24 protein-coding genes are annotated in these 26,552 nt (G+C 72.7%); 18 read left to right on the plus strand and 6 right to left on the minus strand.

What is annotated here, in order from left to right; all coding sequences use genetic code 11:
• Positions 1–59: 59 nt before the first annotated feature.
• Together OG904_RS22625 and OG904_RS22630 are read right to left on the minus strand one after the other, a co-directional pair.
• Positions 60–341: an Lrp/AsnC family transcriptional regulator gene (locus OG904_RS22625; protein ID WP_267760277.1), complete on the minus strand. Its 282-nt coding sequence runs from the start codon at positions 339–341 to the stop codon at positions 60–62.
• Positions 338–1,060 (minus strand): rhomboid family intramembrane serine protease, encoded by a 723-nt coding sequence (locus tag OG904_RS22630; RefSeq protein ID WP_405493743.1) that lies wholly within the window; start codon positions 1,058–1,060, stop codon positions 338–340. The genes OG904_RS22625 and OG904_RS22630 overlap by 4 nt, the downstream gene beginning before the upstream one ends.
• Positions 1,061–1,196: 136 nt before the next feature.
• Between OG904_RS22630 and OG904_RS22635 the strand changes: the two genes are divergently transcribed.
• From OG904_RS22635 to OG904_RS22665, 7 genes are all read left to right on the plus strand, one after another.
• Complete coding sequence (locus tag OG904_RS22635; protein WP_008738811.1) at positions 1,197–1,436, plus strand: hypothetical protein; 240 nt, start codon at positions 1,197–1,199, stop codon at positions 1,434–1,436.
• Between the two features lie 40 nt (positions 1,437–1,476).
• The gene (locus OG904_RS22640) at positions 1,477–2,841 is read left to right on the plus strand and encodes an NYN domain-containing protein (protein WP_405498197.1); all 1,365 of its coding nucleotides are present in this window, start codon (positions 1,477–1,479) and stop codon (positions 2,839–2,841) included.
• A gap of 254 nt (positions 2,842–3,095) precedes the next feature.
• Positions 3,096–4,124 carry an NlpC/P60 family protein gene (locus OG904_RS22645; protein WP_405498199.1) on the plus strand — a complete coding sequence of 343 codons (1,029 nt, stop codon included), beginning with the start codon at positions 3,096–3,098 and terminating at the stop codon, positions 4,122–4,124.
• Positions 4,125–4,358: 234 nt separating this feature from the next.
• Entirely contained in the window at positions 4,359–5,414 is a 1,056-nt protein-coding gene (locus OG904_RS22650; RefSeq protein WP_405493745.1) for an NlpC/P60 family protein, read from the plus strand.
• A gap of 25 nt (positions 5,415–5,439) precedes the next feature.
• A complete protein-coding gene (locus OG904_RS22655; protein WP_405493747.1) occupies positions 5,440–6,669 on the plus strand; it encodes a hypothetical protein in 1,230 nt (409 codons plus the stop codon).
• 313 nt (positions 6,670–6,982) lie between these two features.
• A complete protein-coding gene (locus OG904_RS22660) occupies positions 6,983–8,125 on the plus strand; it encodes a glycosyltransferase family 4 protein (protein ID WP_405493749.1) in 1,143 nt (380 codons plus the stop codon).
• A 121-nt stretch (positions 8,126–8,246) separates the two neighbouring features.
• The gene (locus OG904_RS22665; protein ID WP_405493751.1) at positions 8,247–9,863 is read left to right on the plus strand and encodes a GMC oxidoreductase; all 1,617 of its coding nucleotides are present in this window, start codon (positions 8,247–8,249) and stop codon (positions 9,861–9,863) included.
• A gap of 4 nt (positions 9,864–9,867) precedes the next feature.
• Here the strand turns inward: OG904_RS22665 and OG904_RS22670 are convergent, their stop codons facing one another.
• Positions 9,868–11,664, minus strand: coding sequence for an AMP-dependent synthetase/ligase (locus OG904_RS22670; protein WP_405493753.1), 1,797 nt, complete (start codon positions 11,662–11,664; stop codon positions 9,868–9,870).
• A 228-nt stretch (positions 11,665–11,892) separates the two neighbouring features.
• Here OG904_RS22670 and OG904_RS22675 point away from each other — a divergent pair, with 228 nt between their 5' ends.
• The 6 genes from OG904_RS22675 to OG904_RS22700 all read left to right on the plus strand — a co-directional run bounded on the left by OG904_RS22675 (position 11,893) and on the right by OG904_RS22700 (position 17,617).
• The gene (locus OG904_RS22675) at positions 11,893–12,675 is read left to right on the plus strand and encodes a metallophosphoesterase (protein WP_405493755.1); all 783 of its coding nucleotides are present in this window, start codon (positions 11,893–11,895) and stop codon (positions 12,673–12,675) included.
• An 83-nt stretch (positions 12,676–12,758) separates the two neighbouring features.
• A complete protein-coding gene (locus OG904_RS22680) occupies positions 12,759–13,205 on the plus strand; it encodes an SRPBCC family protein (RefSeq protein WP_405493757.1) in 447 nt (148 codons plus the stop codon).
• An 801-nt stretch (positions 13,206–14,006) separates the two neighbouring features.
• Positions 14,007–15,170 carry an ArsA family ATPase gene (locus OG904_RS22685; RefSeq protein ID WP_405493759.1) on the plus strand — a complete coding sequence of 388 codons (1,164 nt, stop codon included), beginning with the start codon at positions 14,007–14,009 and terminating at the stop codon, positions 15,168–15,170.
• A 93-nt stretch (positions 15,171–15,263) separates the two neighbouring features.
• Positions 15,264–15,782 (plus strand): DUF5304 domain-containing protein, encoded by a 519-nt coding sequence (locus tag OG904_RS22690; protein WP_405493761.1) that lies wholly within the window; start codon positions 15,264–15,266, stop codon positions 15,780–15,782.
• A 61-nt stretch (positions 15,783–15,843) separates the two neighbouring features.
• Positions 15,844–16,785, plus strand: a complete 942-nt coding sequence (locus OG904_RS22695; RefSeq protein ID WP_405493763.1) for an ROK family glucokinase — start codon at positions 15,844–15,846, stop codon at positions 16,783–16,785.
• A 76-nt stretch (positions 16,786–16,861) separates the two neighbouring features.
• Entirely contained in the window at positions 16,862–17,617 is a 756-nt protein-coding gene (locus OG904_RS22700) for an endonuclease/exonuclease/phosphatase family protein (protein ID WP_405493765.1), read from the plus strand.
• Positions 17,618–17,783: 166 nt separating this feature from the next.
• On the opposite strand, the gene OG904_RS22705 is transcribed toward OG904_RS22700, so the two are convergent.
• Both OG904_RS22705 and OG904_RS22710 read right to left on the minus strand, forming a co-directional pair.
• Entirely contained in the window at positions 17,784–18,338 is a 555-nt protein-coding gene (locus tag OG904_RS22705) for a hypothetical protein (RefSeq protein WP_405493767.1), read from the minus strand.
• On the minus strand, positions 18,331–19,110 hold the full coding sequence (locus OG904_RS22710) for an alpha/beta hydrolase (RefSeq protein WP_405493769.1): 780 nt from the start codon (positions 19,108–19,110) through the stop codon (positions 18,331–18,333). Before OG904_RS22710 ends, OG904_RS22705 begins: the two co-directional genes overlap by 8 nt.
• A gap of 163 nt (positions 19,111–19,273) precedes the next feature.
• On the opposite strand from OG904_RS22710, the gene OG904_RS22715 reads away from it, so the two are divergent.
• From OG904_RS22715 to OG904_RS22735, 5 genes are all read left to right on the plus strand, one after another.
• Positions 19,274–20,026, plus strand: coding sequence for a lysophospholipid acyltransferase family protein (locus tag OG904_RS22715; protein ID WP_405498201.1), 753 nt, complete (start codon positions 19,274–19,276; stop codon positions 20,024–20,026).
• A 36-nt stretch (positions 20,027–20,062) separates the two neighbouring features.
• A complete protein-coding gene (gene macS / locus OG904_RS22720; RefSeq protein WP_405493771.1) occupies positions 20,063–21,271 on the plus strand; it encodes a MacS family sensor histidine kinase in 1,209 nt (402 codons plus the stop codon).
• Positions 21,272–21,333: 62 nt separating this feature from the next.
• Entirely contained in the window at positions 21,334–21,978 is a 645-nt protein-coding gene (locus tag OG904_RS22725) for a response regulator transcription factor (protein WP_250743819.1), read from the plus strand.
• Positions 21,979–22,140: 162 nt separating this feature from the next.
• A complete protein-coding gene (locus OG904_RS22730) occupies positions 22,141–23,169 on the plus strand; it encodes a 6-phosphofructokinase (protein WP_405493773.1) in 1,029 nt (342 codons plus the stop codon).
• Positions 23,170–23,251: 82 nt separating this feature from the next.
• Positions 23,252–24,250 (plus strand): 2-hydroxyacid dehydrogenase, encoded by a 999-nt coding sequence (locus OG904_RS22735; protein WP_405493775.1) that lies wholly within the window; start codon positions 23,252–23,254, stop codon positions 24,248–24,250.
• Positions 24,251–24,384: 134 nt separating this feature from the next.
• On the opposite strand, the gene OG904_RS22740 is transcribed toward OG904_RS22735, so the two are convergent.
• Positions 24,385–26,286 (minus strand): anthranilate synthase family protein, encoded by a 1,902-nt coding sequence (locus tag OG904_RS22740; protein ID WP_405493777.1) that lies wholly within the window; start codon positions 26,284–26,286, stop codon positions 24,385–24,387.
• Between the last annotated feature and the right edge of the window lie 266 nt (positions 26,287–26,552).

A 26,552-nucleotide genomic window follows, 5' to 3' on the forward strand; every position in this document is an offset into this window, starting at 1 on the left:
CCGACTCCAGGAGGGCCGCCCCGCCCGGCCGGGCGGGGCGTTGCCCGCCCTCTGAACCGCTACGCGTCGAGGCCGATGGCGAACGCCGCTTCCAGGTCGTGCTGGGAGTAGGTGCGGAACGCCACGTGCGTGTCCGTGGCCTCGACGCCCGGGATCTTGCTGATGCGGCCGGGGATGATGTCCGCAAGGTCCTCGTGGCGGGACACCCGGACCAGCGCGATGAGGTCGTACGTACCCGTGACGGAGTAGACCTCGCTGACGCTTTCGAGTGCCGCGATGGCCTCGGCGATCTCGGGGATCCGGTCCACGCTGGTCTTGATGAGCACGATCGCGGTGATCACGGTTGGCTGTCTCCCTCGCCGGCAGTCACTGGTCTCCTCACTCTAGTCCCACGCCGGTAGCGCACCCACGCGTAGAGGAAGCCCACCGAGAAGCCCACCACGTGGGCCAGATAGGCGACTCCCGGCCCGCTCGCCGCCCGGTGGGCCGCCAGCCACTGGAGGGCGAACCAGAACATCAGAACGATCCACGCCGGGAACCGCAGGGGCAGGAAGAACAGGAACGGGAACAGGCTCGTCACCCGCGCCCTGGGGAACAGGCACAGGAAGGCCCCCAGGACCGCGGAAATGGCCCCGGAGGCGCCGACCAGGGTCTGGTCCGAGGAGGCGTTGGCCGCCGCGTACGCCGCCAGCGCCAGGTAACCCGTACAGACGTAGAAGAAGAGGAACCCGGCCCGGCCCATGCGACGCTCCGTCATCGCCCCGAAGACGTAGAGGAACAGCATGTTGCCCAGCAGGTGCAGCCAGCTGCCGTGCACGAACAGGGCCGTCAGAGGGGTGAGCGCCGCCCGGCCGGAGCCGGTGAACAGCTCGTCGGGGACCACGCCCCAGCGCCGGAAGTACGCCGTCCCGTTCAGCAGGAGCCGGTCACCCGTCCCGTAGACCGGGTTCAGCCCCGACGCCGGGCTCAGCAGGAACACCACGCAGCAGCCGGCGATCAGCGCATGGGTGACCACCGGGCCCCGGACGGCCTCGCGTACGGCCTGCCACCTTACGATCATGCGACCGAGCATGACCCAGTCGGGCCCACCCGCGGGTGCGGCAGGCCGTAGGGTTACGAGCTACGCATGTCCTTGTACAACTGTGTACGACCGCGTGCGTCTGTCCCCGTACGACATAGAAGGAGAGAGCGGCCTGATGACGGTTCCCCTGCCGACCGACACCACCCGGTGGCGCTGCACCCTGTGCGGCAACCTCACGCGCTTCGACGTCACCCGTTCGTCGAAGGTCGTGGAGTACGTCCACCTGGACCTCGCCGGGGAGCCCAAGGTCGAAGAGCGAGAGGTGGTCAATGAGACCATCGAGTCGGTGCGCTGCCGCTGGTGCAACGCGGTGGACCAGATCGAGCTCGTGGACAGGCCGGGCGCGGACTCCTGAGGGAGCCCTGCCCGCAGGTGAATGACGGTAGGGGTGACGGATTGTGGAGCCAGCAAGCGGCGCTGAGCCGGCCGACGCGGCCGGCGACGCCGCCGAGGTGCTCGACCGCCCGCTCCCGGAGGGCGTGCGGCGCCGGGTCGTCGCGCTCGTCTCGGACGCCTTCGGCGGACTGACGGTCGCGGACCTTCCGGCGCAGCTGCGCCAGTACGCCCGGTTCACCCCGACCCGGCGCGCCAAGTTCGCGGGCAACGCCATGGCGACGGCCGTGGAGAGCGACCCCGTCTTCCGGGGCCGGGTCGCCGAGAAGCTCCGCGAGGCGCAGGCCGAACTGGCCGCCGCGCTGGAGTCGGGCGCCCCGCCCGCCGCCGCCGATCCGCTGGACGTGGCGGCCGCCGCGTACGTCCTGCGGCCGGCCGGCTGGGTCAAGCTGGTCGCCGCCGCCGGTGAGGAGGCGCAGCGCGCCGACGCCGAGCGGGTCGACGAGGAGGCCCGCCGGGAGCTGGACCGGCTCCGCGAGGAGCTGGCCCACGTACGGGAACTGCAGCGCGCGGGCGTCGACCAGGTACGGGCCGAGCTGGAGACGGCGCGCAAGGAAGCGGAATCGCTTCAGCGCAAGCTGCGCAGCGCCCTCAGCGACGTCAAGCGGGGCGATGCGGCCCTGCGCAAGGTCAACGCCGAGATCGACGGCATCCGCGCCGAGGCGGCCACCCGGGTGACCGCCTCGGAGAGCGAGTCCAGGCGGCTCAAGTCCCGCCTCGCGGAGGTGGAGTCGGCGCTGGAGACCTCGCGCCGGGCCACCCGCGAGGGACGCAGCATCGAGGACATGCGGCTGCGGCTGCTGCTGGACACCGTGCTGGACGCCGCCGCGGGACTGCGCCGGGAGCTCGCGCTGCCGCCGGTCTCCACGCGGCCCGCCGACACGGTGGAGGCGGTGGAGCCGGGCCGGATGACCCCGAAGGACATCGCGGCGCGCGCGCTGTCGGAGACCGACCCGGCGCTGCTCGACCAGCTGCTGGCGCTGCCGCAGGCCCATCTGGTGGTCGACGGCTACAACGTCACCAAGACCGGCTATCCGACGATGCCGCTGGAGAAGCAGCGGCTGAGGCTGCTGGGCGGGCTGTCGATGCTCGCCGCGCAGACGGGCGCCGAGATGACCTGTGTCTTCGACGGGGCGGAGCTGGCGGCCCCGGTGCTGCTCGCGCCGCCGCGCGGGGTGCGGGTGCTGTTCTCGAAGGCCGGGGTGACGGCGGACGAGCTGATCCGCCAGCTGGTGCGCGCGGAGCCCCCGGGCCGGCCGGTGGTCGTGGTCTCCACGGACCGCGAGGTCGCCGACGGGGTGGCCAAGGCCGGGGCGCGGCCGGTTACGTCCGCTTTGTTGCTGAAGCGGCTTTCGCGCGTTTCGTAACTAGTAGGCCCAATGCCGGAATTGGCAGGGGTTCATGGGAACGTACCGTCAAGTCCCCTGCACAGAGCGTGCGCTGTAGGTAAAGAAGCTGGTCGGAGAGCGAATTTTTTCCCGGGAGGATTTGAACTGATCACAGCGAGGTCACTACTCTCGAGTCAAACCTTCGTGCGGTAGTTCACTCATTCGGGGTGGCGGCGGAGGTGTCGCCGAGCTTGCGTTCCTTCGGCGGCTCCAGGAAGAAGGAGCTCGCCTTCGTGGCGTCCCACCGTCGACCCAAGCAGCCGACCCGCACTCGCGTGACCGTGCTCACCGTCACCGCGGCCGCCGCCGTGGCCCTCTCCGGCCAGGCCGCCAACGCCGCGCCGGCCAAGCCGAGCAAGGACGAGGTCAAGAGCAAGGTCGACGCGCTCTACGAAGAGGCGGAGCAGGCCACCGAGAAGTTCAGCAAGGCCAAGGAGCACCAGGACCAGCTCGAGAAGGAAATCGGGCAGCTCCAGGACCAGGTCGCCCGCGGCCAGGAGGAGCTCAACACCCTGCGCGGCACCCTGGGTTCGATGGCGAGCGCGCAGTACCGCACGGGCGGCATCGACCAGTCCCTGGCGCTCTTCCTCTCGGCCGACCCGGACAACTACCTCGACAAGGCCTCCACGCTGGAGCAGCTCAGCGGCAAGCAGGTCGAAGCGGTCCAGAAGATCCAGGCCAAGCAGCGCGGTCTCGCCCAGCAGCGCCAGGAGGCCGCCGGCAAGCTCGCCGACCTCGACGCCACCCGCAAGGAGCTCGGCGACAAGAAGAAGGCCTCCGCGGACAAGCTCGCCGAGGCCCAGGCCCTCCTCAACACCCTGACGGCCCAGGAGCGGGCGCAGCTCAAGGACGAGGACACCCGCGCCAGCCGCAGCGAGGGCGAGCGCGTCGACCTCGGCAACGTGAAGCCCTCGGGCCGGGCCGGAGCGGCGCTCGCCGCCGCCCAGACCAAGCTGGGCAGCGCGTACATCTCCAGCGCCACGGGCCCCAACGCCTTCGACTGCTCGGGCCTGACCCAGTGGGCGTACAAGCAGGCCGGCGTGAACATATCGCGCACCACGTTCACGCAGATCAACGACGGCACCCGGATCGGCAAGAGCCAGCTCCAGCCGGGCGACCTGGTGTTCTTCTACGGCGACCTCCACCACGTCGGCCTGTACGCGGGCAACAACACGGTGCTGCACGCCTCGAACCCGCGCGGCGGCGTCAAGTACGAATCCATCAACAACATGCCGTTCCAGTTCGGAGTGCGCGTCGGCTGACGCCCCCTGGGGACGCGCCGCACACCGCCCATCCGGGCGAATTCCGAGCCCCCGCTGTGACCACACGCCCCGCCGGTGACCTGCGTCTCCGGTGGGGCGTCACTGTGCGTGCCCGCCGGAGGTCGTTGGCCGGTGCCCTCCGGCGCGGCTACTGTCTGCCAGCGCGGAGCCCCGGCACACGGCCGTCCACGGTGGGCGGACCCGGTCCCGCGCAGCGGAAGGGAGCGGTTTCACGTGGCGTCCCATCGCCGGTCCGGGTCCAGCGCCCTCGACCGGAACACGAAGGTCACCGTCCTCACCGCCGCCGCGGCGGGAGCCGCGGTCGCCATGACGGGCGCACCCGCGAGTGCCGCCCCCGGCCTCCCGCAGGAGCCCTCCGGGGGTTCCCGCGCCCAGGTCGACCAGCTCTTCGAGGAGGCCGAGCAGGCCACCGAGCGCTTCAACCAGGCGGGCGAGAAGGCCGGCCGGCTCCGCGCCGAAGTCAGCCGGATCCAGGACGCGGTGGCCCGCGGCCAGGACCGCATCAACACCATGCGCGGGGTGCTCGGCGCCTACGCCGGAGCCCAGTACCGGTCCGGCGGCGTCGACCCCGCCGTCGAGCTGATGCTCTCCGACGACCCGGACGACTACCTCGCCAAGGCCGCCGCCCTCGACCGGCTGACCGGCCGCCAGACCCGCCGGCTCGACGAACTGCGCTCCGAGCAGCGCAGGCTCGGCCAGGAGCGCCAGGAAGCCTCCCGCAAGCTCTCCGAACTCGACTCCCTGCGCTCCGACGTGGCCCGGGAGAAGCGCGCCGTCACCGCCAAGCTCGCCGAGGCCCGCCGGCTGCTGAACGCGATGCCCACCCAGGAGCGCGCCGACTTCGAACGGGCCTCGCGCTCCGGCGACCGCCCCGACGCCCTGCCCGACCTCTCCGAGGTCCCCGCCTCGCAGGGAGCCTCCTCGGGCCGCGCCGCGACCGCCGTCATGGCGGCCCGCTCCGCCGTCGGACGGCCCTACGTGTGGGGTTCCACCGGCCCCTCCGGCTTCGACTGCTCCGGGCTGATGGTGTGGTCGTACCGCCAGGCCGGCGTCGCCCTGCCGCGGACCTCGCAGGCCCAGCGGTACGCCGGGCAGCGGGTGCCGCTGTCGCAGGCGCGCCCGGGCGACCTGGTGACCTACCGCTCGGACGCCAGCCACGTCGGCATGTACGTCGGCAACGGCCAGGTGGTGCACGCCCCGTACCCGGGTGCGCGGGTGCGGTACGACCCGGTCGGGATGATGCCGGTGTCCTCGGTGACCCGGCCCTGAGGGCTGCTCTGCGTACGATCGGGTGATGTTCCCGGGTCTGGGCCGTATCGACCGTCTCCGCCGTCTCCGCCGTCTCCGCCGTCCCCGTCGTTTCAGCGGTCCGCGCGGTCCGCGCCGGCTCCTCCTGCGCGTACTGCCGCTGGTGCTGCTGTGCGGGCCGCTCGCCGCGTGCGACTCCGGCTCCGCCACCGGCTCCGGGTCCCGCCCGGTGAGCGCCACCGAGCGGGAGGTCCGGCAGGCCGTCGCGGCCTGGTCGGCGGCCCCGCCCGGGGCCCTCGCCGCGATCCCGCTGGAGGCCTGGTCCTACCAGGTCTCCTCGGTCCGCGCGGAGGGCGTACGGGCCTTCGCGCGCGCCGAGCTGCGCTACCGGCTCACCGGCTACGACGCGGCCCCGGCCGGATCCGCCCGTGAGGTGGAGCTCGCCCGCGACGGCGGGACCGGCGGCGGGACCTGGGGGGTGGTGGCCGACCGGCCCGCCCCCGGGGCCCCGCCGCAGCTGTGGGACCAGGGTCCGGTGACGGTGGAACGCGGGGCCCACAGCCTGGTGCTCGGGGGCGAGGGCCAGAGCACCGGGGCGCTGTCCGCCATCGCCGCCGAGGCCGACCGGGCGGTACCCGCCGCGAGCGCCGCCTGGCCGGGCCCGTGGGCGGGCAAGGTCGTGGTGCTGGTCCCCGGCTCGCTGGACGCGATGGCGGCGCTGCTGGGGCGGCCCGCCGGCGAGTACCGCGGCCTGGGCGCCGTCACCACCGGGCGGACCGGCGGGGGCCCCGCCCCCGCGGACCGGGTCGTCGTCAACCCGGAGGGGTACGGGCAGCTCTCCGCGGAGGGCCGCCAGGTGATCCTGACCCACGAGACCACCCACGTCGCCACCCGGGCGGCGACCACCGCCAAGACCCCCCTGTGGCTCTCCGAGGGCTTCGCGGACTGGGCGGCGTACCGCGGCAGCGGCCGCACCCCGGCCGAGGCCGCGCCGGCGCTCGCGCGGGCGGTGCGCGGGGGCGACCTGCCGGGCGCGCTCCCCGCCGACGGGGCCTTCGCCTTCGGCGGGGACGCGGAGGCGCTGACGCGGGCCTACGAAGGCTCCTGGCTGGCCTGCAGGCTCATCGCGAGCCGCTGGGGCGAGGCGGCGCTGGTCTCCCTCTACGAGCGGGCCGGCCGGGAGTCCCTGCCGGCGGCGGTCGCGGCGACCCTGAACACGGACCCGGCCGGCCTGACGAGGGCCTGGCAGCAGGAACTCAGCCGGGACTTCCGCTGACCCGGAGCCGGTTCGCGGCGCGACGCCCCCTATCGGCGCGGCGCCGCTGCCGGGGCCAGCCCCCGGACCCCCGCTCCTCAAACGCCGGAGCGGCTGGATTCTCCCAGCCCGGACGCGGTCGCCGCGGCGGGCAATTCCAGCCCCTCCGGCGTTTGAGGAGCGGGGTCCGGGGCGGAGCCCCAGGGGCCTCGGGTGCAGCCCCCGGCTCTGGCCGTTCCCGCCGTGCAGGGCCCGGCTCCCGCCGTCCCCGCCCCGCAGGGCCCGGGCCCTGCCAAGGGTCCGCAGGGTGCCGCTCCGGTAGGGTCGCGAAGCGATGCACAAGACGCTGATCGTGACCAATGACTTCCCGCCGCGACCGGGAGGCATCCAGGCCTTCCTGCACAACATGGCGCTGCGCCTGGACCCCGACCGGGTCGTCGTCTACGCCTCCACCTGGAAGCACTCGGCAGAGGCCCGCGCGGCCACCGCCGCCTTCGACGCGGAGCAGCCCTTCCAGGTGGTCCGCGACCGGACGACGATGCTGCTGCCGACCCCGCGGGTGACCCGGCGGGCGGTGGGCCTGCTGCGCGAACACGGCTGCGAGTCGGTGTGGTTCGGGGCGGCGGCCCCGCTCGGCCTGATGGGCCCGGCGCTGCGCCGGGCCGGTGCCCGGCGGATCGTGGCGACCACGCACGGGCACGAGGCGGGCTGGGCGCAGCTGCCGGGCGCGCGGCAGCTGCTGCGGCGCATCGGCGAGGGCACCGACACCCTGACCTACCTGGGGGAGTACACGCGTTCGCGGATCGCCTCGGCCCTCACGGACGGGGCCGCTGCGCGGATGGCGCAGCTCCCGCCCGGGGTCGACGAGAAGACCTTCCACCCCGGATCGGGGGGCGCCGAGGTCCGTGCCCGGCTGGGCCTCTCGGACCGCCCGGTGGTGGTGTGCGTATCGCGCCTGGTCCCCCGCAAGGGCCAGGACACGCTGATCGAGGCGATGCCCCGGATCCTGGCGGCGCTGCCGGACGCGGCGCTGCTCGTCGTGGGCGGCGGACCGTACGAGGCGGACCTGCGGGCGCTGGCCGCCTCGACCGGGGTCGCGGACTCCGTGGTCTTCACGGGCGCGGTCCCGTGGTCCGAACTGCCCGCCCACTACGGGGCCGGGGACGTCTTCGCGATGCCCTGCCGGACCCGGCGCGGCGGGCTGGACGTGGAGGGCCTGGGCATCGTCTACCTGGAAGCCTCCGCCACCGGGCTGCCGGTGGTCGCGGGCGACTCCGGCGGAGCACCGGACGCGGTACTGGACGGGGAGACGGGCTGGGTGGTCCCCGGCGGCGACCCGGCGCAGGCCGCGGACCGGATCCTCGCCCTGCTCCAGGACCCGGAGCTGCGCGCGCGCATGGGGGAGCGCGGCCGCGCGTGGGTGGAGGAGAAGTGGCGCTGGGACCTCCTCGCGGAGCGCCTGCGCGAGCTCCTCTGAGAGGCCGGGCGCGGGCCGTCCGGTACCACAAGGGGGCCGGACCGGCCATGGCTGACTGTCACTCAGATGTGTGTGAGCACCGACTCTGGGGGTATGTGCGGATCCACCCCATCATGCCGCCATGACACCAAACCTGACGCGTCGTCACGTGCTCGGACTCGGCGCCCTCTCGACCGCGGCGGCCCTCGGCTTCACCCGCATCGGCCTGCAGTCCGCGGCCGCCACCGAGCCCGCGGCCGCCACGTACGCCCCCGCCATCGTCGTCGGCTCCGGATACGGGTCCGCCGTCGCCGCGCTCCGCCTCGGCCAGGCCGGAGTGCGGACCGTCGTCCTGGAGATGGGACGCCTCTGGGACACCCCCGGGTCCGACGGGAAGGTCTTCCCGTCCACCTCCGCGCCCGACCAGCGCTCCATGTGGTTCCGCAACCGCACCGAGGCCCCGCTCGCGCAGTTCCTCTGGCTGGACGTGGTCAACCGCGACATCAGCCCCTACCCGGGCGTCCTGGACCGGGTGAACTACGGCGACATGTCCGTGTACGTGGGCCGGGGCGTCGGCGGCGGTTCCCTCGTCAACGGCGGCATGGCGCCCACGCCGAAGCGCTCGTACTTCACCGAGGTCCTGCCGCGGGTGGACGCCGACGAGATGTACGGGACCTACTACCCGCGCGCCCGCGCCATGCTCGGCGTCAACGACATCGACCCGTCCTGGTTCGAGTCCACCGAGTGGTACCGCTTCGCCCGGATCTCCCGCAAGCACGCCCAGAACGCCGGTCTGAAGACCACCTTCGTCCCCAACGTCTACGACTTCGAGTACATGAAGCGCGAGGCCGCGGGCACCGCCACCAAGTCCGCGCTGGCCGGCGAGGTCATCTACGGCAACAACCACGGCAAGAAGAGCGTCGACAAGACCTACCTCGCCGCCGCCCTCGGCACCGGCAACGTCACCATCGAGACCATGCAGCGCGTGGTCGGCGTACGGCCGGACCCGGCGGGCGGGTACATCCTGACCGTCCGCACCAGCGACCTCACCGGCCAGGTCACCCAGGTCCGCGAACTGGGCTGCAAGCAGCTCTTCCTCGGCGCCGGCAGCCTCGGCACCACCGAGATCCTGCTGCGCGCCCGCGAGACCGGCACCCTGCCCGCCCTCAACGACAAGGTCGGCCTCGGCTGGGGCCACAACGGCAACGTCATGACCGCCCGTGCCAACCACCTGTGGGACACCGTCGGCGCCAACCAGGCCACCATGCCCGCCCTGGGCATCGACGACTGGGACAACGCATCGAACCCGGTCTTCGCCGAGATCGCCCCGCTCCCGATGGGGTTCGAGCACTGGATCTCGATGTACCTGGCCATCACCAGGAACCCGGAGCGCGGGCGCTTCACCTACGACGCGGCGAGCGACTCGGCGAAGCTCCAGTGGACCCGGGACCAGAACACCCCGTCGGTGCAGGCCGCCAAGAAGCTGTTCGACCGGGTCAACCGGGCCAACTTCACCATCTACCGTTACGACCTGTTCGGCGACAACAAGAACTTCGCCGACAACTTCACCTACCACCCGCTGGGCGGCTGCGTCCTCGGGGACGCGACCGACGACTACGGCCGCGTCAAGGGCTACCAGGGCCTCTACGTCACCGACAGCTCGCTGATCCCCGGATCGCTCGGGGTGAACCCCTTCGTGACCATCACCGCCCTCGCGGAGCGGAACCTGGCGCGGGTCCTCGCAGAAGACCCGCGCTAGCGCCCTAGCCCCGGTAGAGGGCTTCGATCTCGTCCGCGAAGTCCTTCGCCACCACATTCCGCTTCAGCTTCAGCGAAGGCGTGATGTGACCCGACTCCTCCGTGAACTGGGAGGGCAGAATGCGGAATTTCCGCACCGATTCCGCCTTGGAAACCGCCGCGTTGCCGTCGTCCACGGCCTTCTGGACGGCGGCGATGAGGTCCACGTCCTCGCGCAGCTCCGCGGCCGTCACACCGGCCGGCTTGCCGTGCTCGGCGGCCCACCGGCCCAGGAACTCCTCGTCGATGGTGACCAGGGCGGCCACGAACGGCCTGGCGTCGCCGACCACCATGCACTCCGCGACCAGTGCGTGCGCCCGGATCCGGTCCTCGATCACCGCGGGCGCCACGTTCTTGCCGCCGGCCGTGACGATGAGCTCCTTCTTGCGCCCGGTGATCGCGAGGTAGCCGTCCTCGTCGAGCGTGCCGACGTCGCCGGTGTGGAACCAGCCGTCGGTCAGCGCGTCGGCGGTGGCCGTCGGGTTGTTCCAGTACTCCTTGAAGATGTGCTCGCCGTGCAGCAGCACCTCGCCGTCGTCGGCGATGCGCACCACGGAGCCCGGGAGCGGCTGGCCGACCGTACCGATCTTGGTCTTGTCCCACGGGTTGAAGGCCGTGGCCGCACAGGACTCGGTCAGCCCGTAGCCCTCCAGCACCGTGAAGCCGATGCCGCGGAAGAAGTGGCCGAGCCGCTCGCCCAGCGGCGCCCCACCGGAGATCGCGTACTCACCGCGCCCGCCGAGGACCGTGTGCAGCTTGCTGTAGACCAGCTTCGTGAAGACCTTGTGCTTGAGCTTCAGGCCGAGGGACGGGCCGCCCGGGAGGTCCAGCGCGCGGCTGTACCCGATCGCCGTCTCGGCCGCCGCGTCGAAGATCCTGCCCTTGCCGTCGGCCTGGGCCTTGGCCCGTGCCGAGTTGTAGACCTTCTCGAAGACGCGCGGCACGCCCAGGATCAGCGTGGGCCGGAAGGACTGCAGCTCGTCGGTGAGGTTCTTGATGTCCGGTACGCAGCCCAGCCGGATCGGCGCCAGCACGGCCGCCACCTCCACCAGGCGCCCGAAGACGTGCGCGGCCGGGAGGAAGAGCAGGACGGAGCACTCGCCGGTCCGGAAGAGCGGACGCAGCCGGGCCACGATGTTGCCGCACTCGGCGAAGAAGCTGCGGTGGGTCAGCACGCAGCCCTTGGGGCGGCCGGTGGTGCCGGAGGTGTAGACGATGGTGGCCGGGTCGTCTGCGTTCGCCAGCGAGCTGCGCGCGTCCACCTCCGCCTCGGTGATTTCCGCGCCGGCCGCCTTCAGCGTCTCCAGCGCGCCCTGCTCGATCTCCCAGACCTCGCGGAGCTCGGGCAGCCGGTCGCGCAGGGCGGCCACGGCCGCGCTGTGGCCGGGGGACTCCACGACGACGGCCACGGCGCCGGAGTCGCCGAGGATCCACTGGATCTGCTCGGGGGAGCTGGTCTCGTACACGGGGACCGTGACGGCGCCCGCGCTCCAGATCGCGAAGTCGATCAGCACCCACTCGTAGCGGGTGCGGGAGATCAGGGCGACCCGGTCGCCGGGCTTGATGCCGGAGGCGATCAGGCCCTTCGCGGCGGCCCGGACCTCGGCGAGGAACTGGGTCGCGTTGACGTCCTGCCACTGGCCGTCGACCTTGCGCGCCATGACGGCGGTGTCGGGATGCTGAGCGGCGTTGCGGCGGATGAGATCCGTCAGGTTCCCGTCCGACGGGACCTCGTACAGGGCCGGAAGGCTGAACTCGCGCAAGACTGCTGCTCCTCTGGGCGCCATCGCCACCATGTGGACCGACCGGACGTTACCCACCGGTAGTGGGTTCCGGATAGAGGGAACCGGCCAGATGTTCCCTGGGTCACACGCGGCGACCGTGTCCTGTCGACAGTAGTCGACCCCGTTTGAGACTCCGTACTAACCGCAGGTCCGGCCGCCCGGCCCGATTCCCTGGTCGCGGTGGCCAAGCGCCCCTAGGGTGGCGGCATGGGTGGCAAGAAGAGTCGGACACGGGTCCATGTCGTCAGCGACGTCCACGGCAACACCGAGGCCCTCGCCCGGGCCGGGGAGGGCGCCGACGCGCTGATCTGCCTCGGTGACCTGGTCCTCTTCCTCGACTACGCCGACCATTCGCGCGGCATCTTCCCCGACCTCTTCGGCGTCGAGAACGCCGACCACATCGTCGAACTGCGCACCGCCCGCCGGTTCGAGGAGGCCAGGGACTTCGCCCGCGGGCTGTGGGAGGGGCTGGACCGGGAACGGCTGGTCGAGGGCGCGGTCCGGCGGCAGTACGCGGAGATGTTCGCCGCCTTCCCCCGGCCCACGTACGCCACGTACGGGAACGTCGACATCCCCGGGCTCTGGCCCGAGTACGCCGGCCCCGGCCTGACCGTGCTCGACGGTCAGCGGGCCGAGATCGGCGGCCGGGTCTTCGGCTTCGTCGGCGGCGGGCTGCCCTCCCCGATGCGCACGCCCTACGAGGTCCCCGAAGAGGAGTACGCCGCCAAGGTGGAGGCGCTGGGCGAGGTCGACGTGCTGTGCTCGCACATCCCTCCGGAGGTGCCCGAGCTCTGCTACGACACGGTGGCGCGGCGCTTCGAGCGGGGGAGCGGGGCCCTGCTCGCCGCGATCCGCCGGGTGCGGCCCCGGTACGCGCTCTTCGGCCACGTCCACCAGCCGCTCGCCCGGCGGATGCGGATCGGCGCCACGGAATGCGTGAACGTCGGGCACTTCGCGGCGACCGGAAGGCCATGGGCCCTGGAGTGGTGAGGCCCGGGCGCGCGATAGCCTTCACACGGCGGCCCACGGCCGTCCGCACACTTCCTCGAACTCCCCCCGGAGGAGCGACCGCGATGGCGGAACACACCAGCTCGAGCATCACGATCGAGGCGTCCCCGGCCGACGTCATGGCCGTGATCGCCGACTTCGCCCGCTACCCGGAGTGGACCGGCGAGGTGAAGGAGGCCGAGGTACTGGCCACCGACCCCGAGGGTCGCGCTTCGCTGGTCCGCCTGCTGCTGGACGCGGGCGCGATCAAGGACGACCACACGCTCGCGTACACCTGGCCCGCCGCGGACACGGTGAGCTGGACGCTGGACAAGTCCCAGATGCTGAGGCAGCTGGACGGGTCCTACCACCTGGCGCCGGTCGCCGGGGGTGCGAGCACCGAGGTGACCTACTCGCTGACGGTGGACGTCAAGATCCCGATGCTCGGCATGATCAAGCGCAAGGCGGAGAAGGTCATCATCGACCGTGCGCTGGCGGGTCTGAAGAAGCGCGTGGAAGCGACCGCTTCCTAGACGCGCCCCGCTCCTTCCTGACGCGCCCCTCGCACCGCTCGGCCCTGGCGGGCCTCCCGGGCTTCGGGCCGCTGCGCCGGACTCCGTCCGTCGGGGCCTGTCCGGGCGGGGCCGGGACCACCGCCGTCCCGGCGCGGGCCGGTGGTCGGGTGCGGCCCCGGCCGTCCTGGCGTGGGGTCCGGTGGTCGGGTGTGGCCAGGGCCTGTCCGGACGCGGGGTCCGGTGGTCGGGTGCGGGTGGTGGGCCCTGCGGGGCGGAGTTCCCCTACCCGCCCTTCGCCCGTTCCCCGGGCTCTGCCCGGACCCGGTCCTCAAACGCCGGACGGGCTGAAGGGCCCCTGGGCTCTGCCCGGACCCGGTCCTCAAACGCCGGACGGGCTGAGGGTTCCTGGGGCTCCGCCCCAGACCCCGCGCCTCAAACGCCGGCGGGGCTGGATGTGGGTGGCGTCGGCCTGGGCCTGAACCGTGGCGGGGTTGGATGTGGGTGGCGTTCGGCCCGTACGTGACGGCTGCGGGCGGGCCTGCTCCGGTGGCCGCACGGTGGTGCTGCGCGCGTACGGCGAGCATCAGCCAAAATCAGCCCCGCCGGCGTTTGAGGCGCCGCCGGAGGCAAAGTAGCCCCCGTCGGCGCTTGAGGCGTGGGGGGCCACGGCCGGCGTCAGCCAAAATCAGCCCCGCCGGCGTTTGAGGCGGTCCTTCAGCCCCGTCGGCGATTGAGGCGCGGGGGCCGGGGGCTGGTCCTCGGGGAACGGCCGGGGCTTCGCCCCGTAGGGCACATCGGCAACGCGCAGCTAGGAGCACCATGCACACCCTCCTCCTCACCGGCCCCGGCGGCGCAGGCAAAAGCACCGTCGCAGCAGCCACCGCACTCGCCGCCGCGAGCCAGGGCCACCGGGTGCTCCTCCTCTCCGCCGACCCCGGCGCTCCCGGCGCCCCCGGCGGCCTCCCCGTCGAACCGGCCCCCGGAACCCGGCTCCGCGTGGCCCGCCTCGACTCCGGCGAGGAGTTCCGCCAGGAGCTCGTCTCGCTCCAGGAGCGCGGCTCCGCGGTCCTCGGGCTGCTCGGGGCCCGCCCCCTCGGCGCCGACGAGATCACCGAACTGCCCGGCGCCGAACAGTTCGCCCTGCTCCGCGCCCTGCGGCGGGCCGCGGACGAGCCCGGCACCGACCTCCTGGTCGTCGACATGCCCCCGCTGCACCAGGCCGTCACCACCCTCGCCCTCCCCGCGCAGCTGCGCCGCTACCTCGCCCGGCTGCTCCCCGCGGAGCGCCAGGCGGCCCGCGCCCTGCGCCCCGTACTGGCCCAGCTCGCCGGGGTGCCCATGCCCGCGCAGTGGCTGTACGAGGCCGCCGCCCGCTGGGACGAGGAGCTCGCGGCCGTCCAGGCCGTCGTGGAGGCCCCCACCACGTCCGTACGGCTCGTCGCGGAGCCGGGACCCGCCGCCGACGCCGCGCTGCGCCTCGGCCGGCTCGGGCTCGCCCTGCAGCGGCTGCCCGTCTCGGCGCTCGTCGCCAACCGGATGCTGCCCGGCGGATCCCCCGACCCGTGGCTGGCGGGACTCGCCGCCCAGCAGGAGGAGTACGCCGCCCGGTGGGCCGCGGAGCCGGACCTCCCGGTGCTCCGCGTACCCCACCTGGGCCGGGACCCGCGCGGCCCCGAGGACCTGGCGGCGCTGGCCCCCGGCACCGCCCCGGCGACCGCACCCCGGCCGCACTGGGCCGTCGAGGACCGGATCGCCGAGGACGGGGTGCTGCTCTGGTGCGTACCGCTGCCCCGCGCCGAGAAGCGCGAGCTCGGCCTGGTCCGGCGCGGCGACGAGCTGCTGCTCACGGTGGGCCCGTACCGCAGGATCGTTCCGCTTCCGGCCGCCCTGCGCCGCTGCACGGTCTCCGGAGCCGCCCTCACCGACGGCGAGCTGCGCATCCGCTTCACCCCGGACCCGGATCTGTGGCCCCGGACGGACTGACCGCGCCGGCGGGGCCTGGGGGGCGTACCGCCGTTCGGGTACCGTCGGAAGTAGCCCGTACGCACGCCAGCCGCCGCCGCAGGAGAGTCCGCCATGAGCGAGGCCACCGACCGACCCGCCGACGCCCCCGCCGACGAAGACGCCTGGGCCCAGGCCTGCGCCGAGGACCTCGCCGCCGAGAAGGAGCGCCGCAGGTCCGAGCAGGGGGCCGGTGCAGGCACCGGCACCGGGACCGCCGCCGAGGAGCTGTTCAAGCTCTTCGAGGCCGTCGCCGACAAGGTCTCCGCGCTCAACAACCCGCTGCTCGGCGTCGCCGCACAGGGCGCCGTACGGCAGTTCGTCAACCAGGCGAAGACCGCCGCCAAACCCGTCATCGAGCGCAACCCCGAGGTCTTCGACCACCTCGCGGCAGCCGGCTCGGAGCTGCTCGCCGCCTACCGCTCGGCGGTCGAGGGCCACGAGCGCCGCTGGACGCGCGGCGAGCCCGCGCCCGGCAAGGGCTACGGGAAGGACTACGGGAAGGACGACGGGCAGGACCCCGGGAAGGGCCACGGCAAGGGCCCCCGTGCCGAGGGCGACGAAGGCCCCACCGAGCGTATCGATCTCGACTGAACCTCCCCGTCACTCGGGTACGGTTGACGGCGGCGGGGTTTGACCGGAAACCGAGGGACTAATGGGACTCACCATCGGCGTCGACATCGGCGGCACGAAGATCGCGGCCGGCGTGGTCGACGAAGACGGCACCATCCTTGAGACGTACAAGGTGCCCACCCCGCCGACCCCGGACGGAGTGACGGACGCGATCTGCGCCGCCGTGTCCGAGGTCAGCAGCAGCCACACCATCGACGCCGTCGGCATCGGCGCCGCCGGATACGTCGACGACAAGCGCGCGACCGTGCTCTTCGCGCCGAACATCAACTGGCGGCACGAGCCGCTGAAGGACAAGGTCGAGCAGCGCATCGGCCTGCCCGTGGTCGTCGAGAACGACGCGAACTGCGCGGCCTGGGGCGAGTACCGCTTCGGCGCCGGCCAGGGCCACGAGGACGTCATCTGCATCACGCTCGGCACCGGCCTGGGCGGCGGCATCATCATCGGCAACAAGCTCCGGCGCGGACGCTTCGGCGTGGCCGCGGAGTTCGGCCACATCCGGGTCGTCCCGGACGGTCTGCTGTGCGGGTGCGGCAGCCAGGGCTGCTGGGAGCAGTACGCCTCCGGGCGCGCGCTCGTCCGCTACGCCAAGCAGCGCGCCAACGCCACCCCCGAGAACGCGGCGATCCTGCTCTCCCTCGGCGACGGCACCGCCGAAGGCATCGAGGGCAAGCACATCAGCGAGGCGGCCCGGGCCGGCGACCTGGTGGCCATCGACTCCTTCCGCGAGCTGGCCCGCTGGGCGGGCGCCGGCCTCGCGGACCTGGCCTCGCTCTTCGACCCGTCGGCCTTCATCGTCGGCGGCGGCGTCTCGGACGAGGGCGACCTGGTCCTCGACCCGATCCGCAAGTCCTTCAAGCGCTGGCTCATCGGCGGCGCGTGGCGCCCGCACGCGCAGGTGCTCGCCGCCCAGCTGGGCGGCAAGGCCGGCCTGGTCGGCGCGGCGGACCTGGCGCGCCAGGGCTGAGCCCGCCCGGCCGTATCCGCAGACTGCCCGCCGCGCCCTCTGGGGTATGGCGGGCAGTCTCGTTATGTTGCCGGGTATGGAACTCGCCGAGCTGCCGAACTCCCGTACCGAATCCGATGGTTCCGCCGTGATCCGGGTGCTCTCGTACAACATCCGCTCGCTGCGCGACGACGAGGACGCCCTGGCGCGGGTGATCAGCGCGTGCGCACCCGACCTGGTGTTCGTCCAGGAGGCGCCGCTGTTCTTCCGGTGGCGCAAGCATGCGGCGCGGCTCGCCAGGAAGGCCGGTCTGGTGGTCCTGTCGGGCGGTGCGACGGCGGCCGGTCCGCTGCTGCTGTGTTCCCTGCGGGCCTTCGTGGAGCGGACCGAGGACGTACTGCTGCCGCTCACCCCGGGGCGCCACCGCAGGGGTTTCGCGACGGCCGTGGTCCGCTTCGCCGGGGCCCGGGTGGGGGTGGTCAGCACCCACCTGTCGCTGGACACGGCCGAACGCGGGGCGCAGACGGAGCTCCTCCTGGAGCGGGTCGCCTCGCTGGACGCGCCGTACGCGATCGCGGCCGGTGACGTGAACGAGACCCCGGGAGGCGCTGCCTTCGGCCGGCTCGCCGGAACCCTCCAGGACTGCTGGTCGGTGGCCCCGTGGGGCGGGGAACGCACCTTCCCGGCGGTGGCGCCGGAGCGGCGGATCGACGCGGTGTTCGCCAGTGCGGGGGTGGAGGTGCTGGCCTGCGGGGTCCCTGCGGGGCTGCCGGGCATCTCCTCCACGGACCTCCGCGCGGCGACGGACCACCTCCCGGTCCTGGCAGCCCTCCGCCTCCCCGCCGCGCGGTAGCCCCGGACCGGGCGCGGCGCCGTTGCCGGGGGCCAGCCCCCGGACCCCCGCTCCTCAAACGCCGGAGGGGCTGGATTTTGCCGGCGGTCCGGGAAATCCAGCCCCGCCGGCGTTTGAGGCGCGGGGTCCGGGGCGGAGCCCCAGGTGCGGGCCCCGGTTCAGAGTTTCAGACGACCGCGCCGCGACCCGGATCGTCGTCCTCGTCGTCACCGGAGGACATCCGCGCCACCAGCGTCGCGAAGCCCCCCAGGAAGCCCCCGACGCCCAGCGTCGTCAGCCACCAGGTCATCTCCCACTGGAGCAGCACCGCCAGGAGCAGCAGGACCGGCCCGCCCACCACGGCGAGCCAGGCGAACTTCGACGTCGCGTCCGCCTCCGGCAGCTCCGGCTCCGGGGGGACGAAGTGACCCTCGTCCTTCACGGTCTCCGCGGACTCGTCCGGATCGGCCAGGGAATGGTCGCGCGGACCCGCCCCGCCCACACCCGGGGCGAACACCACCGAGCTGCCCAGCGGCGCCGCCGGGGGTTCCGGCGAGGCGGGCGGCGCGGGGCTGACCGGTTTGACGTCCTCCTCCGGCAGGAGGAGGTTCTCGATCGGCCGGAACGGTCTCGCGCCCGGCGGATCCGCGGGCTCCTGGCCGTAGCCGGCCACGATCGCCGCCCACGCCGCTTCCTCGTCCAGCGGGGGAACGCCCCCGGAGGACTCCTCGTGTTCAGCCACCGCTGGCCGCCCCCTCCCTGCCCAAGCTCTCCGTCAGCCGACCGACGAACGCATAACTGTCCGCGAAGATCGTCTCCGCGTCATGGTCCAACGTCGCGACGTGGTAACTCTGTTCCAGCAGGGTCTCGGTGACGTCGGTCGACGACACCCGCGCCAGGATCCGCGCCGAGTCCGCCGGCCGCACCACGTGGTCCTGCGGGCTGTGCAGGAGCAGCAGCGGCTGCGTCACCTGCGGCAGTTCGGTGTCCAGCATCTGCAGGAACTTGCGCAGCGAGTGCGCGGCCCGGGTCGGGATCCGGTCGTAGCCGACCTCCTCCGAGCCCGGCTTGGCGATGTCGCTGGCGATGCCCGGCGTCGACCGGACGAAGTGCTTGACCACCGGAAGGGCCACGGCCAGCGGGTCGTGCACCTTGTTGACCGGGTTGACGAGGACGATCCCGCTGATGGAGTCGCCGTGCTTCGCCGCCAGTCGCAGCGTCAGCGCGCCGCCCATGGACAGCCCGAAGACGAACACCCGGTCGCAGGTGTCGAGCAGCTCCCGCAGCGCGCGGTCCACCTCGGCGTACCAGTCCTGCCAGCCGGTGAGCTGCATGTCCTGCCAGCGCGTCCCGTGCCCGGGGAGCAGCGGCAGGGACACCGTCAGTCCCCGCGCGGCCAGATGGTCCGCCCAGGGGCGCATCGACTGCGGGGAACCGGTGAATCCGTGGCAGAGGAGGACGCCGACCTTTCCGCCCTCGTGGCGGAACGGCTCGGCTCCAGGGAGGACGGGCACCAGGGTCTCCTTAGAGGGGGGCAGGGGGGTGCGTAGCGCTGTGTGACTTCACCGTACGCGACGGCGATGGCACGGACCAGAGTCGTCGGACTGCTCCGGGCGCGGCCACGGGTATGGTCTGTTCGACAGACACAGGAAGGCTTTCGAGTTGATCTACGGCGCAATGAAGTTCTCGATCGGCGGTTCCCTGAAGCTCGCCTTCAGGCCGTGGGTGGAGGGCCTCGAGAACATTCCCGCCGAGGGGCCGGCGATCCTCGCGAGCAACCACCTGTCCTTCTCCGACTCCTTCTTCCTCCCGGCCGTGCTGGACCGGAAGGTGACCTTCATCGCGAAGGCGGAGTACTTCACCTCCCCGGGCGTCAAGGGCAAGCTGACGGCCGCCTTCTTCAAGGGCGTGGGCCAGCTCCCGGTGGACCGTTCGGGTGCGCGCGGGGCCGGCGAGGCCGCGATCAAGAGCGGCATCGACGTCATCGAGCGCGGAGAGCTGTTCGGTATTTACCCCGAGGGGACGCGTTCACCCGACGGCCGGCTGTACCGCGGAAAGCCCGGCGGTCTGGCCCGGGTGGCGCTGGCCACCGGGGCGCCCGTGATCCCCGTGGCGATGATCGACACGGAGAAGATCCAGCCGCCCGGCAAGGTGGTCCCCAAGCTGATGCGTCCGGGCATCCGGATCGGCAAGCCGCTGGACTTCAGCCGGTACCAGGGCATGGACGGGGACCGCTTCATCCTCCGCTCGGTGACCGACGAGGTCATGTACGAGATCATGAAGCTGTCCGGCCAGGAGTACGTCGACATCTACGCGACGGCCGCCAAGCGCCAGATCGCCGATGCCGAGAAGGCCGCGGCCAAGAGCAAGAGCGAGAGCGACAGCAAGAGCGAGAGCGACAGCAAGGGCACGGGCGAGAACGCCGGATAACGGCGCGGGCGGGACCGCCCGCACGGGGTGGGGGAAATGGCGAAGCGCGAGCGCGTCGTACGCATGTCGGTCGAGCAGCCGCTCTGGCGCGCCCTGACGGCCTACCGGCTGCTCACCATGGTCTACGCGGTCCTGCTGTTCGCCTTCGCCCACAAGCAGTTCGGCCGCCCCTGGATCGCGGTCGCCTACCTCGCCTGCCTCGCCGGCTGGACCCTGGCCACCCTCCCCAAGGTGGCCAACGCGGTCAGCTGCACCAAGCGGTTCCTGTGCGCCGACCTCACCGTCGCCTGCACCGGGATCCTGCTCACCCCGCTCGCCGACACCCACGAACGGATCGCGGCGGGCGGCCCGACCCTCCCCTCCATCTGGACCGCGGGCGCCGTCCTGGCCTTCGCCATCAAGGGCGGCTGGCGCTGGGCCTGTTTCGCGTCCACCTTCGTCGCCGCCGCCAACCTCGTCCAGCGCGGCGAGCCCACCCGGGACACCCTGCACAACGTGCTGCTGGTCTGGGTGGCGTCCGTCGCCATCGGATACGTCGTCGAGGTCGCCCGGGCCAGCGAGGCCACCCTCGCCCGCGCCCTGGAGATCGAGGCGGCCACCCGCGAGCGCGAACGCCTCGCCCGCGACATCCACGACGGGGTCCTCCAGGTCCTCGCCATGGTCCAGCGGCGCGGCACCGAACTGGGCGGGGAGGCCGCCGATCTCGGCCGGATGGCGGGGGAGCAGGAGGTCGCGCTGCGCACCCTGGTCTCCAGCGGCCTGGCGCGCCCCTCCCGGATCTCCCGCGACGGGTCGCTCGGCGCGATCGTGGCCGCCTTCGAGGTCGAGGAACCCGGCGCCGACGAGGGCGAGCTGGACCTGCGGACCCTGCTGGCCCCGCACGCCGGGTCGCGGGTGAGCTTCGCCGAGCCGGGCACCCCGGTGCCGTTGCCGGTGCCCGCGGCGCGGGAGCTGGCCGCGGCGGTCGGGGCCGCCCTGGACAACGTGCGCAAGCACGCGGGGGAGGGGGCCCGTGCCTGGATCCTGGTCGAGGACTGGGGCGACGAGGTGATCGTGACCGTACGCGACGACGGCCCGGGCATCCCGGCCGGCCGGCTCGACCAGGCCGAGGGCGAGGGCCGGATGGGAGTGGCCCTGTCCATCCGCGGCCGGCTGCGCGACCTCGGCGGCAGCGCCGAGCTGGTGTCCGTCCCGGGGCAGGGCACCGAAGTGGAACTGAAAGTACCGAGGGGGAGCACCCAGTGAACGAGCACCACAGCGCCGCCGGCGGGACCGGCGCCGACGGCGGCCTCGCCGCCATCAAGGTCATGGTCGTGGACGACCACCCGATGTGGCGGGACGCGGTCGCCCGCGACCTGGCCGCCGCGGGCTTCGACCTGGTGGCCACCGCCGGCGACGGACCCGAGGCCGTACGCCGGGCCCGCGCGGCCGCCCCGCACGTGCTGGTCCTGGACCTCAACCTGCCCGGCATGCCCGGGGTCCAGGTCTGCAAGGAGCTGGTCGGCGCCAATCCGGCGCTCCGGGTCCTGGTCCTGTCCGCGAGCGGCGAGCACGCCGACGTCCTGGAAGCGGTGAAGTCCGGCGCGACCGGCTACCTGCTGAAGTCCGCGGGCGCCCAGGAGCTCATCGACGCCGTGCGCCGCACGGCGGCCGGCGACCCCGTCTTCACCCCGGGCCTGGCCGGCCTGGTGCTCGGCGAGTACCGGCGCCTGGCCACCGACCCGGCGCCGGCCGCCTCCGACGAGCCCAAGGCCCCGCAGCTCACCGACCGCGAGACCGAGGTGCTGCGGCTGGTGGCCAAGGGGCTCTCGTACAAGCAGATCGCGGAACGGCTGGTCATCTCCCACCGCACGGTGCAGAACCACGTACAGAACACCCTGGGCAAGCTCCAGTTGCACAACCGGGTCGAGCTGGTCCGGTACGCGATCGAGCGGGGCCTCGACGATGCGTAAGGGGTGAACATTTCCTCGTACGAGTGAACAGGCGTACGCAACGCCCCGTAATTCCACCGGAATTGACCCTTCCTCAGGTCTTGCTGTGACCTGAGTCACCACTAGCGTGACCGTCATGCGGGCCCTGCGGCCTCAGCGGGCCCTGTGGTGAAGGGAAATTCCATGAAGGTCGGAGTGCTGACGGGCGGCGGGGACTGCCCCGGGCTCAACGCGGTGATCCGCAGCGTCGTGCGCAAGGGCGTGCAGGAGTACGCCTACGAGTTCGTCGGGTTCAAGGACGGCTGGCGGGGCGCGGTCGAGGGCCGCACCGTCCCGCTCGACATCCCCGCCGTCCGCGGGATCCTGCCGCGCGGCGGGACCATCCTCGGCTCCTCGCGCACCAACCCGTTCAAGCTGGACAACGGTGTCCGCCAGATCAAGGAGAACCTCGCCAAGTACGAGGTCGACGCCCTCGTCGCGATCGGCGGCGAGGACACCCTGGGCGTGGCCGCGAAACTGTACGAGGAGTACGGGATCCCGTGCGTCGGGGTCCCGAAGACCATCGACAACGACCTGTCGGCCACCGACTACACCTTCGGCTTCGACACCGCCGTCGGCATCGCCACCGAGGCCATCGACCGGCTGCACACCACCGCCGAATCGCACATGCGCGTCCTGGTCGTCGAGGTGATGGGCCGCCACGCCGGCTGGATCGCCCTGCACTCGGGGCTCGCGGGCGGCGCCAACGTCATCCTCATCCCGGAGCAGCGCTTCGACGTGGACCAGGTGTGCGCCTGGGTGACCTCGCGGTTCAAGGCGAGCTACGCGCCGATCGTGTGCGTCGCCGAGGGCGCGATGCCCAAGGACGGCGACATGGTGCTGAAGGACGCGACGAAGGACTCCTTCGGGCACGTCCGGCTGTCGGGCGTCGGCGAATGGCTGGCCAAGGAGATCGAGGCGCGGACCGGCAAGGAGGCCCGCACGACCGTGCTCGGGCACATCCAGCGCGGCGGCACGCCGAGCGCGTTCGACCGGTGGCTGGCCACCCGGTTCGGGCTGCACGCGATCGACGCGGTGCGCGACGGCGACTTCGGCAAGATGGTGGCGCTGAAGGGGACGGACATCGTGCGGGTGCCGATCGCCGAGGCGACGGCGAAGCTCAAGACGGTGGACCCGGCGCTCTACGCGGAGGCCGGGGTGTTCTTCGGCTGAGCCGGGGCGCGGGCGCGGAGCATGGGTCGTAGGGTGACAAACGACCCATGGTCCGATTCTTCTGCGCAGTACGGGAGCGAACGTGGAAATCCTGGCATTCGGGGTGCAGGGTGACGAGAGGCCGCTCATCGAGAAGGCCTTCGAGGGCCGGCACGAGGTGCGCTGCCTGGACGTCTTCCTGAGCGAGGACACCGCACCCATCGCGGCCGGATACGAGATCGTGTCGTCGAGCGTCAACGCCGACCTGAACGGGCGGGTGCTGCGGACCCTGGCGGCCGGCGGGACGAGGATGATCGCCCAGCGCTCCACCGGCTTCAACAACATCGACCTGGAGGTCGCGCGCGAGCTCGGCCTGACGGTCAGCCGGGTGTCGTACTACTCCCCGTACTCGGTCGCCGAGTTCGCCTGGACCCTGGCCATGGCGGTGAACCGGCGGATCGTCCGCGCCTCGAACCGGACGCGGGACTTCGACTTCCGGCTGAACGGCCTGATGGGCCGTGACATGCGCGGCCGCACGGTGGGCGTGCTGGGCACGGGCAAGATCGGCGAGGCGTTCACCCGGATCGCCCACGGCTTCGGGATGAACCTGCTGGGCTGGGACGTGGCGCAGAACCAGGCCTGCGTGGAACTGGGCATGAAGTACGTGGACAAGGACGAGCTGTTCGCGTCCTCGGACCTGATCAGCCTGCACGTCCCGCTGCTGGAGTCCACGCACCACATCATCGGCCCCGAGGCGCTCAAGGCGATGAAGGACGACGCGATCCTGGTGAACTCCAGCCGCGGCGGGTTGGTGGACACGGACGCGCTGGTCCAGGAGTTGCGGGCGGGCCGCTTCGCCGGCGTGGGCCTGGACGTGTACGAGGCGGAGGCGGGACTCTTCTTCCTGGACAAGTCCCTGGTCGTGGTCGAGGACGACACCCTCGCCCGGCTGATCACCTTCCCGAACGTGGTCGTCACCTCCCACCAGGCGTACTACACCCACGACGCGGTGGGCCAGATCATCGACACCACGGTCGCCAACGTCGCCGACTACGTGGCGGGCCGCCGCTCGGAGAACACGCTGGTTCCCTCTCCTTCCTGACGCGCCGCTCGCGCGGTGCGGCCCTGGCGGGCCTTACCGGCTTCGCACCACCGCACCGGACTCCGTCCGGCGGCGGCCGGGTGGGGGTGGAAGGGCGGGTCGGGGACCGCTTCGTGCAGCGGTCCCCGGACGGGCTACGCGGGAGCCGGGGTGCGGACGCCCGCGATCAGGTCGCGGACCAGTTCCGCGCCGCGCAGGGTCAGGACCGACTCCGGGTGGAACTGGACGCTCGCGAAGCCACCGGTGGCGGAGCGCAGGGCGTGCACTTCACCCGTGCCGGGGTCCCGGGACACCTCGATGCCCCGCAGCGCGAGGGACTCGGCCAGCTCCGCGGAGCAGGCGGCCGCATACGTGTTGTAGAAGCCCACGACCTCCTCCGCCCCGAACAGCCGGATCCGCGTCTGCGCCCCCTGCGCCGGCTCCGCCTTGCGGACGAGCGGGAGCCCCAGCTCCGCGGCCAGCAGCTGGTGGCTCAGGCAGACCCCCAGCAGCCCGCCCCGGTGGGACCCCAGGAGCTCCGCCGTCAGCGCCCGCATCGTGCGGATCTTCGGGTCACCGGCGTCCGCCGGGTCGCCCGGGCCGGGGCCCAGCACGATCGGCCCGACCCAGGCCAGGGCCGCCCCGCGCAGGCCCGGGTCGTCGTAGCGGCGTACGGTCACCTCCAGGCCGGCCACCCGCAGCACGTGCCCCAGCATCGAGGTGAAGGTGTCCTCGCCGTCCACCACCAGCGCGCGGCCCGTCACCGCCGCCGGCCGGTCCTGCATCCGGAGCCAGAACGGCGCCAGGTCCTCGCGGCGCGCGGCCAGGGCCGCCTGGACCCGGGGGTCGTCGGCCAGCCGGGTCCCGGCCCCTCCGGCGCCGGAGGGCCGTACCGCCGCCGGGCGCACGCCCAGCGCCGCGAGCACGCCCGCCGCCTTCGCGTGGGTCTCGGCGACCTCGCCCGCCGGGTCGGAGTGCCGCACGAGGGTGGCCCCGACGGGCACCCGCAGCGTGCCGTCCGCCGCGATGTCCGCCGTGCGGATCAGGATCGGCGAGTCCAGCGTCTGCGCGCCGGAGGCGTCGAGGCCCAGCAGCGCCAGCGCGCCCGCGTAGTAGCCGCGCCCGCCCGTCTCGTACCGCTCGATGACCCGGCAGGCGTTCTGCACCGGCGACCCGGTCACCGTCGCCGCGAACATCGTCTCCTTCAGGACCTCCCGCACGTCCAGCGAGGACCGGCCGCGCAGCTCGTACTCCGTGTGCGCGAGGTGGGCCATCTCCTTCAGCCGGGGTCCCACCACGACCCCGCCCATGTCGCCGACGGTGCACATCATCTTGAGCTCCTCGTCCACGACCATGGACAGCTCCTCGGTCTCCTTGCGGTCCCCGAGGAAGGCGAGGAGGGAGTCGGCCGTCGGCCCCCCGGCCGGATACCGGTAGGTACCGCTGATCGGGTTCATCACGACCGTGCCGCCGGTCATCCGCACATGCACCTCGGGGCTGGCCCCGACGAGCGTGCGGTCCCCGGTGTGGACCACGTACGTCCAGTACGCGCCCCGCTCGCCCTCCAGCAGCCGCCGGAACAGCGCGAGCGCGTCGGCCCGGCCGAAGCCCTCGATGCGGCCCCGGTAGGTGCGCCGGATGACGAAGTTCGCGCCCTCGCCGCGGCCGATCTCGTCCTCGATGACGCGCCGGACGGTGTCCGCGTACTCCTCGTCGGGGACGTCGAAGGCTCCGCCGCCGACCCGCACCTCGTGCGCCGGCAGCGCGGCCAGCGCCTCGGCGAGCGGGACCTCGTAGGCCTCGTCGGCGACCAGCACGCTCAGCGGCGTGCCGTCGTCGCGCACGTCGAACCCGCGCTCGCGCATCTGCCGGAAGGGGACCAGCGCCAGCGTGGGCCGCTCGCCGACGGGCAGGTCGGCGAGGTGCCGGGCCTCGTGGACCGGGCCGGTCAGCACCTCGACGGTGTCGTGGCCGCGGCCGGGGGTGCGGCGGCGCAGCAGCGCGAACGGCGGGCAGGTGTCGTCGTGGATCAGGTCGAGCAGTCGGCTCAGTGACATGGGACGGGCGTCCTATCCGGTTTCGGTGGGTGGGACGGCCCGTTTCTCCAGCGCAAACGCGGAAGGCCGCCCCTCGGGGCGGCCTTCGCTTCGCTCGTGTCTTCAGGTACGCGCGAGAAGTGGGCCGCCGGGAGCGGGCCACCACCAGTTCATGTTCGAGTGCGCGTACATGCGGTGAACCCTAGCCCACCAGGGCACCTGAACGCGTGAGTAACACAGTGAGAGACATCCGTCTCACGTAGTGGTCGTCGGGCTGGACGTGCCGT

This window comes from Streptomyces sp. NBC_00096, assembly GCF_045041305.1.
Classification (GTDB): Bacteria; Actinomycetota; Actinomycetes; order Streptomycetales; family Streptomycetaceae; genus Streptomyces.

Bases quoted from the DNA above. Each gene is read 5' to 3' on its own strand.
- OG904_RS22630 (WP_405493743.1), bottom strand. From the start codon at position 1,060: ATGATCGTAAGGTGGCAGGCCGTACGCGAGGCCGTCCGGGGCCCGGTG.
- OG904_RS22660 (WP_405493749.1), top strand. From the start codon at position 6,983: ATGCACAAGACGCTGATCGTGACCAATGACTTCCCGCCGCGACCGGGA.
- OG904_RS22675 (WP_405493755.1), top strand. From the start codon at position 11,893: ATGGGTGGCAAGAAGAGTCGGACACGGGTCCATGTCGTCAGCGACGTC.
- macS (WP_405493771.1), top strand. From the start codon at position 20,063: ATGGCGAAGCGCGAGCGCGTCGTACGCATGTCGGTCGAGCAGCCGCTC.
- OG904_RS22730 (WP_405493773.1), top strand. From the start codon at position 22,141: ATGAAGGTCGGAGTGCTGACGGGCGGCGGGGACTGCCCCGGGCTCAAC.
- OG904_RS22685 (WP_405493759.1), top strand. From the start codon at position 14,007: ATGCACACCCTCCTCCTCACCGGCCCCGGCGGCGCAGGCAAAAGCACC.
- OG904_RS22635 (WP_008738811.1), top strand. From the start codon at position 1,197: ATGACGGTTCCCCTGCCGACCGACACCACCCGGTGGCGCTGCACCCTG.
- OG904_RS22665 (WP_405493751.1), top strand. From the start codon at position 8,247: ATGACACCAAACCTGACGCGTCGTCACGTGCTCGGACTCGGCGCCCTC.
- OG904_RS22680 (WP_405493757.1), top strand. From the start codon at position 12,759: ATGGCGGAACACACCAGCTCGAGCATCACGATCGAGGCGTCCCCGGCC.
- OG904_RS22690 (WP_405493761.1), top strand. From the start codon at position 15,264: ATGAGCGAGGCCACCGACCGACCCGCCGACGCCCCCGCCGACGAAGAC.
- OG904_RS22740 (WP_405493777.1), bottom strand. From the start codon at position 26,286: ATGTCACTGAGCCGACTGCTCGACCTGATCCACGACGACACCTGCCCG.
- OG904_RS22725 (WP_250743819.1), top strand. From the start codon at position 21,334: ATGGTCGTGGACGACCACCCGATGTGGCGGGACGCGGTCGCCCGCGAC.
- OG904_RS22700 (WP_405493765.1), top strand. From the start codon at position 16,862: ATGGAACTCGCCGAGCTGCCGAACTCCCGTACCGAATCCGATGGTTCC.
- OG904_RS22715 (WP_405498201.1), top strand. From the start codon at position 19,274: ATGAAGTTCTCGATCGGCGGTTCCCTGAAGCTCGCCTTCAGGCCGTGG.
- OG904_RS22695 (WP_405493763.1), top strand. From the start codon at position 15,844: ATGGGACTCACCATCGGCGTCGACATCGGCGGCACGAAGATCGCGGCC.
- OG904_RS22655 (WP_405493747.1), top strand. From the start codon at position 5,440: ATGTTCCCGGGTCTGGGCCGTATCGACCGTCTCCGCCGTCTCCGCCGT.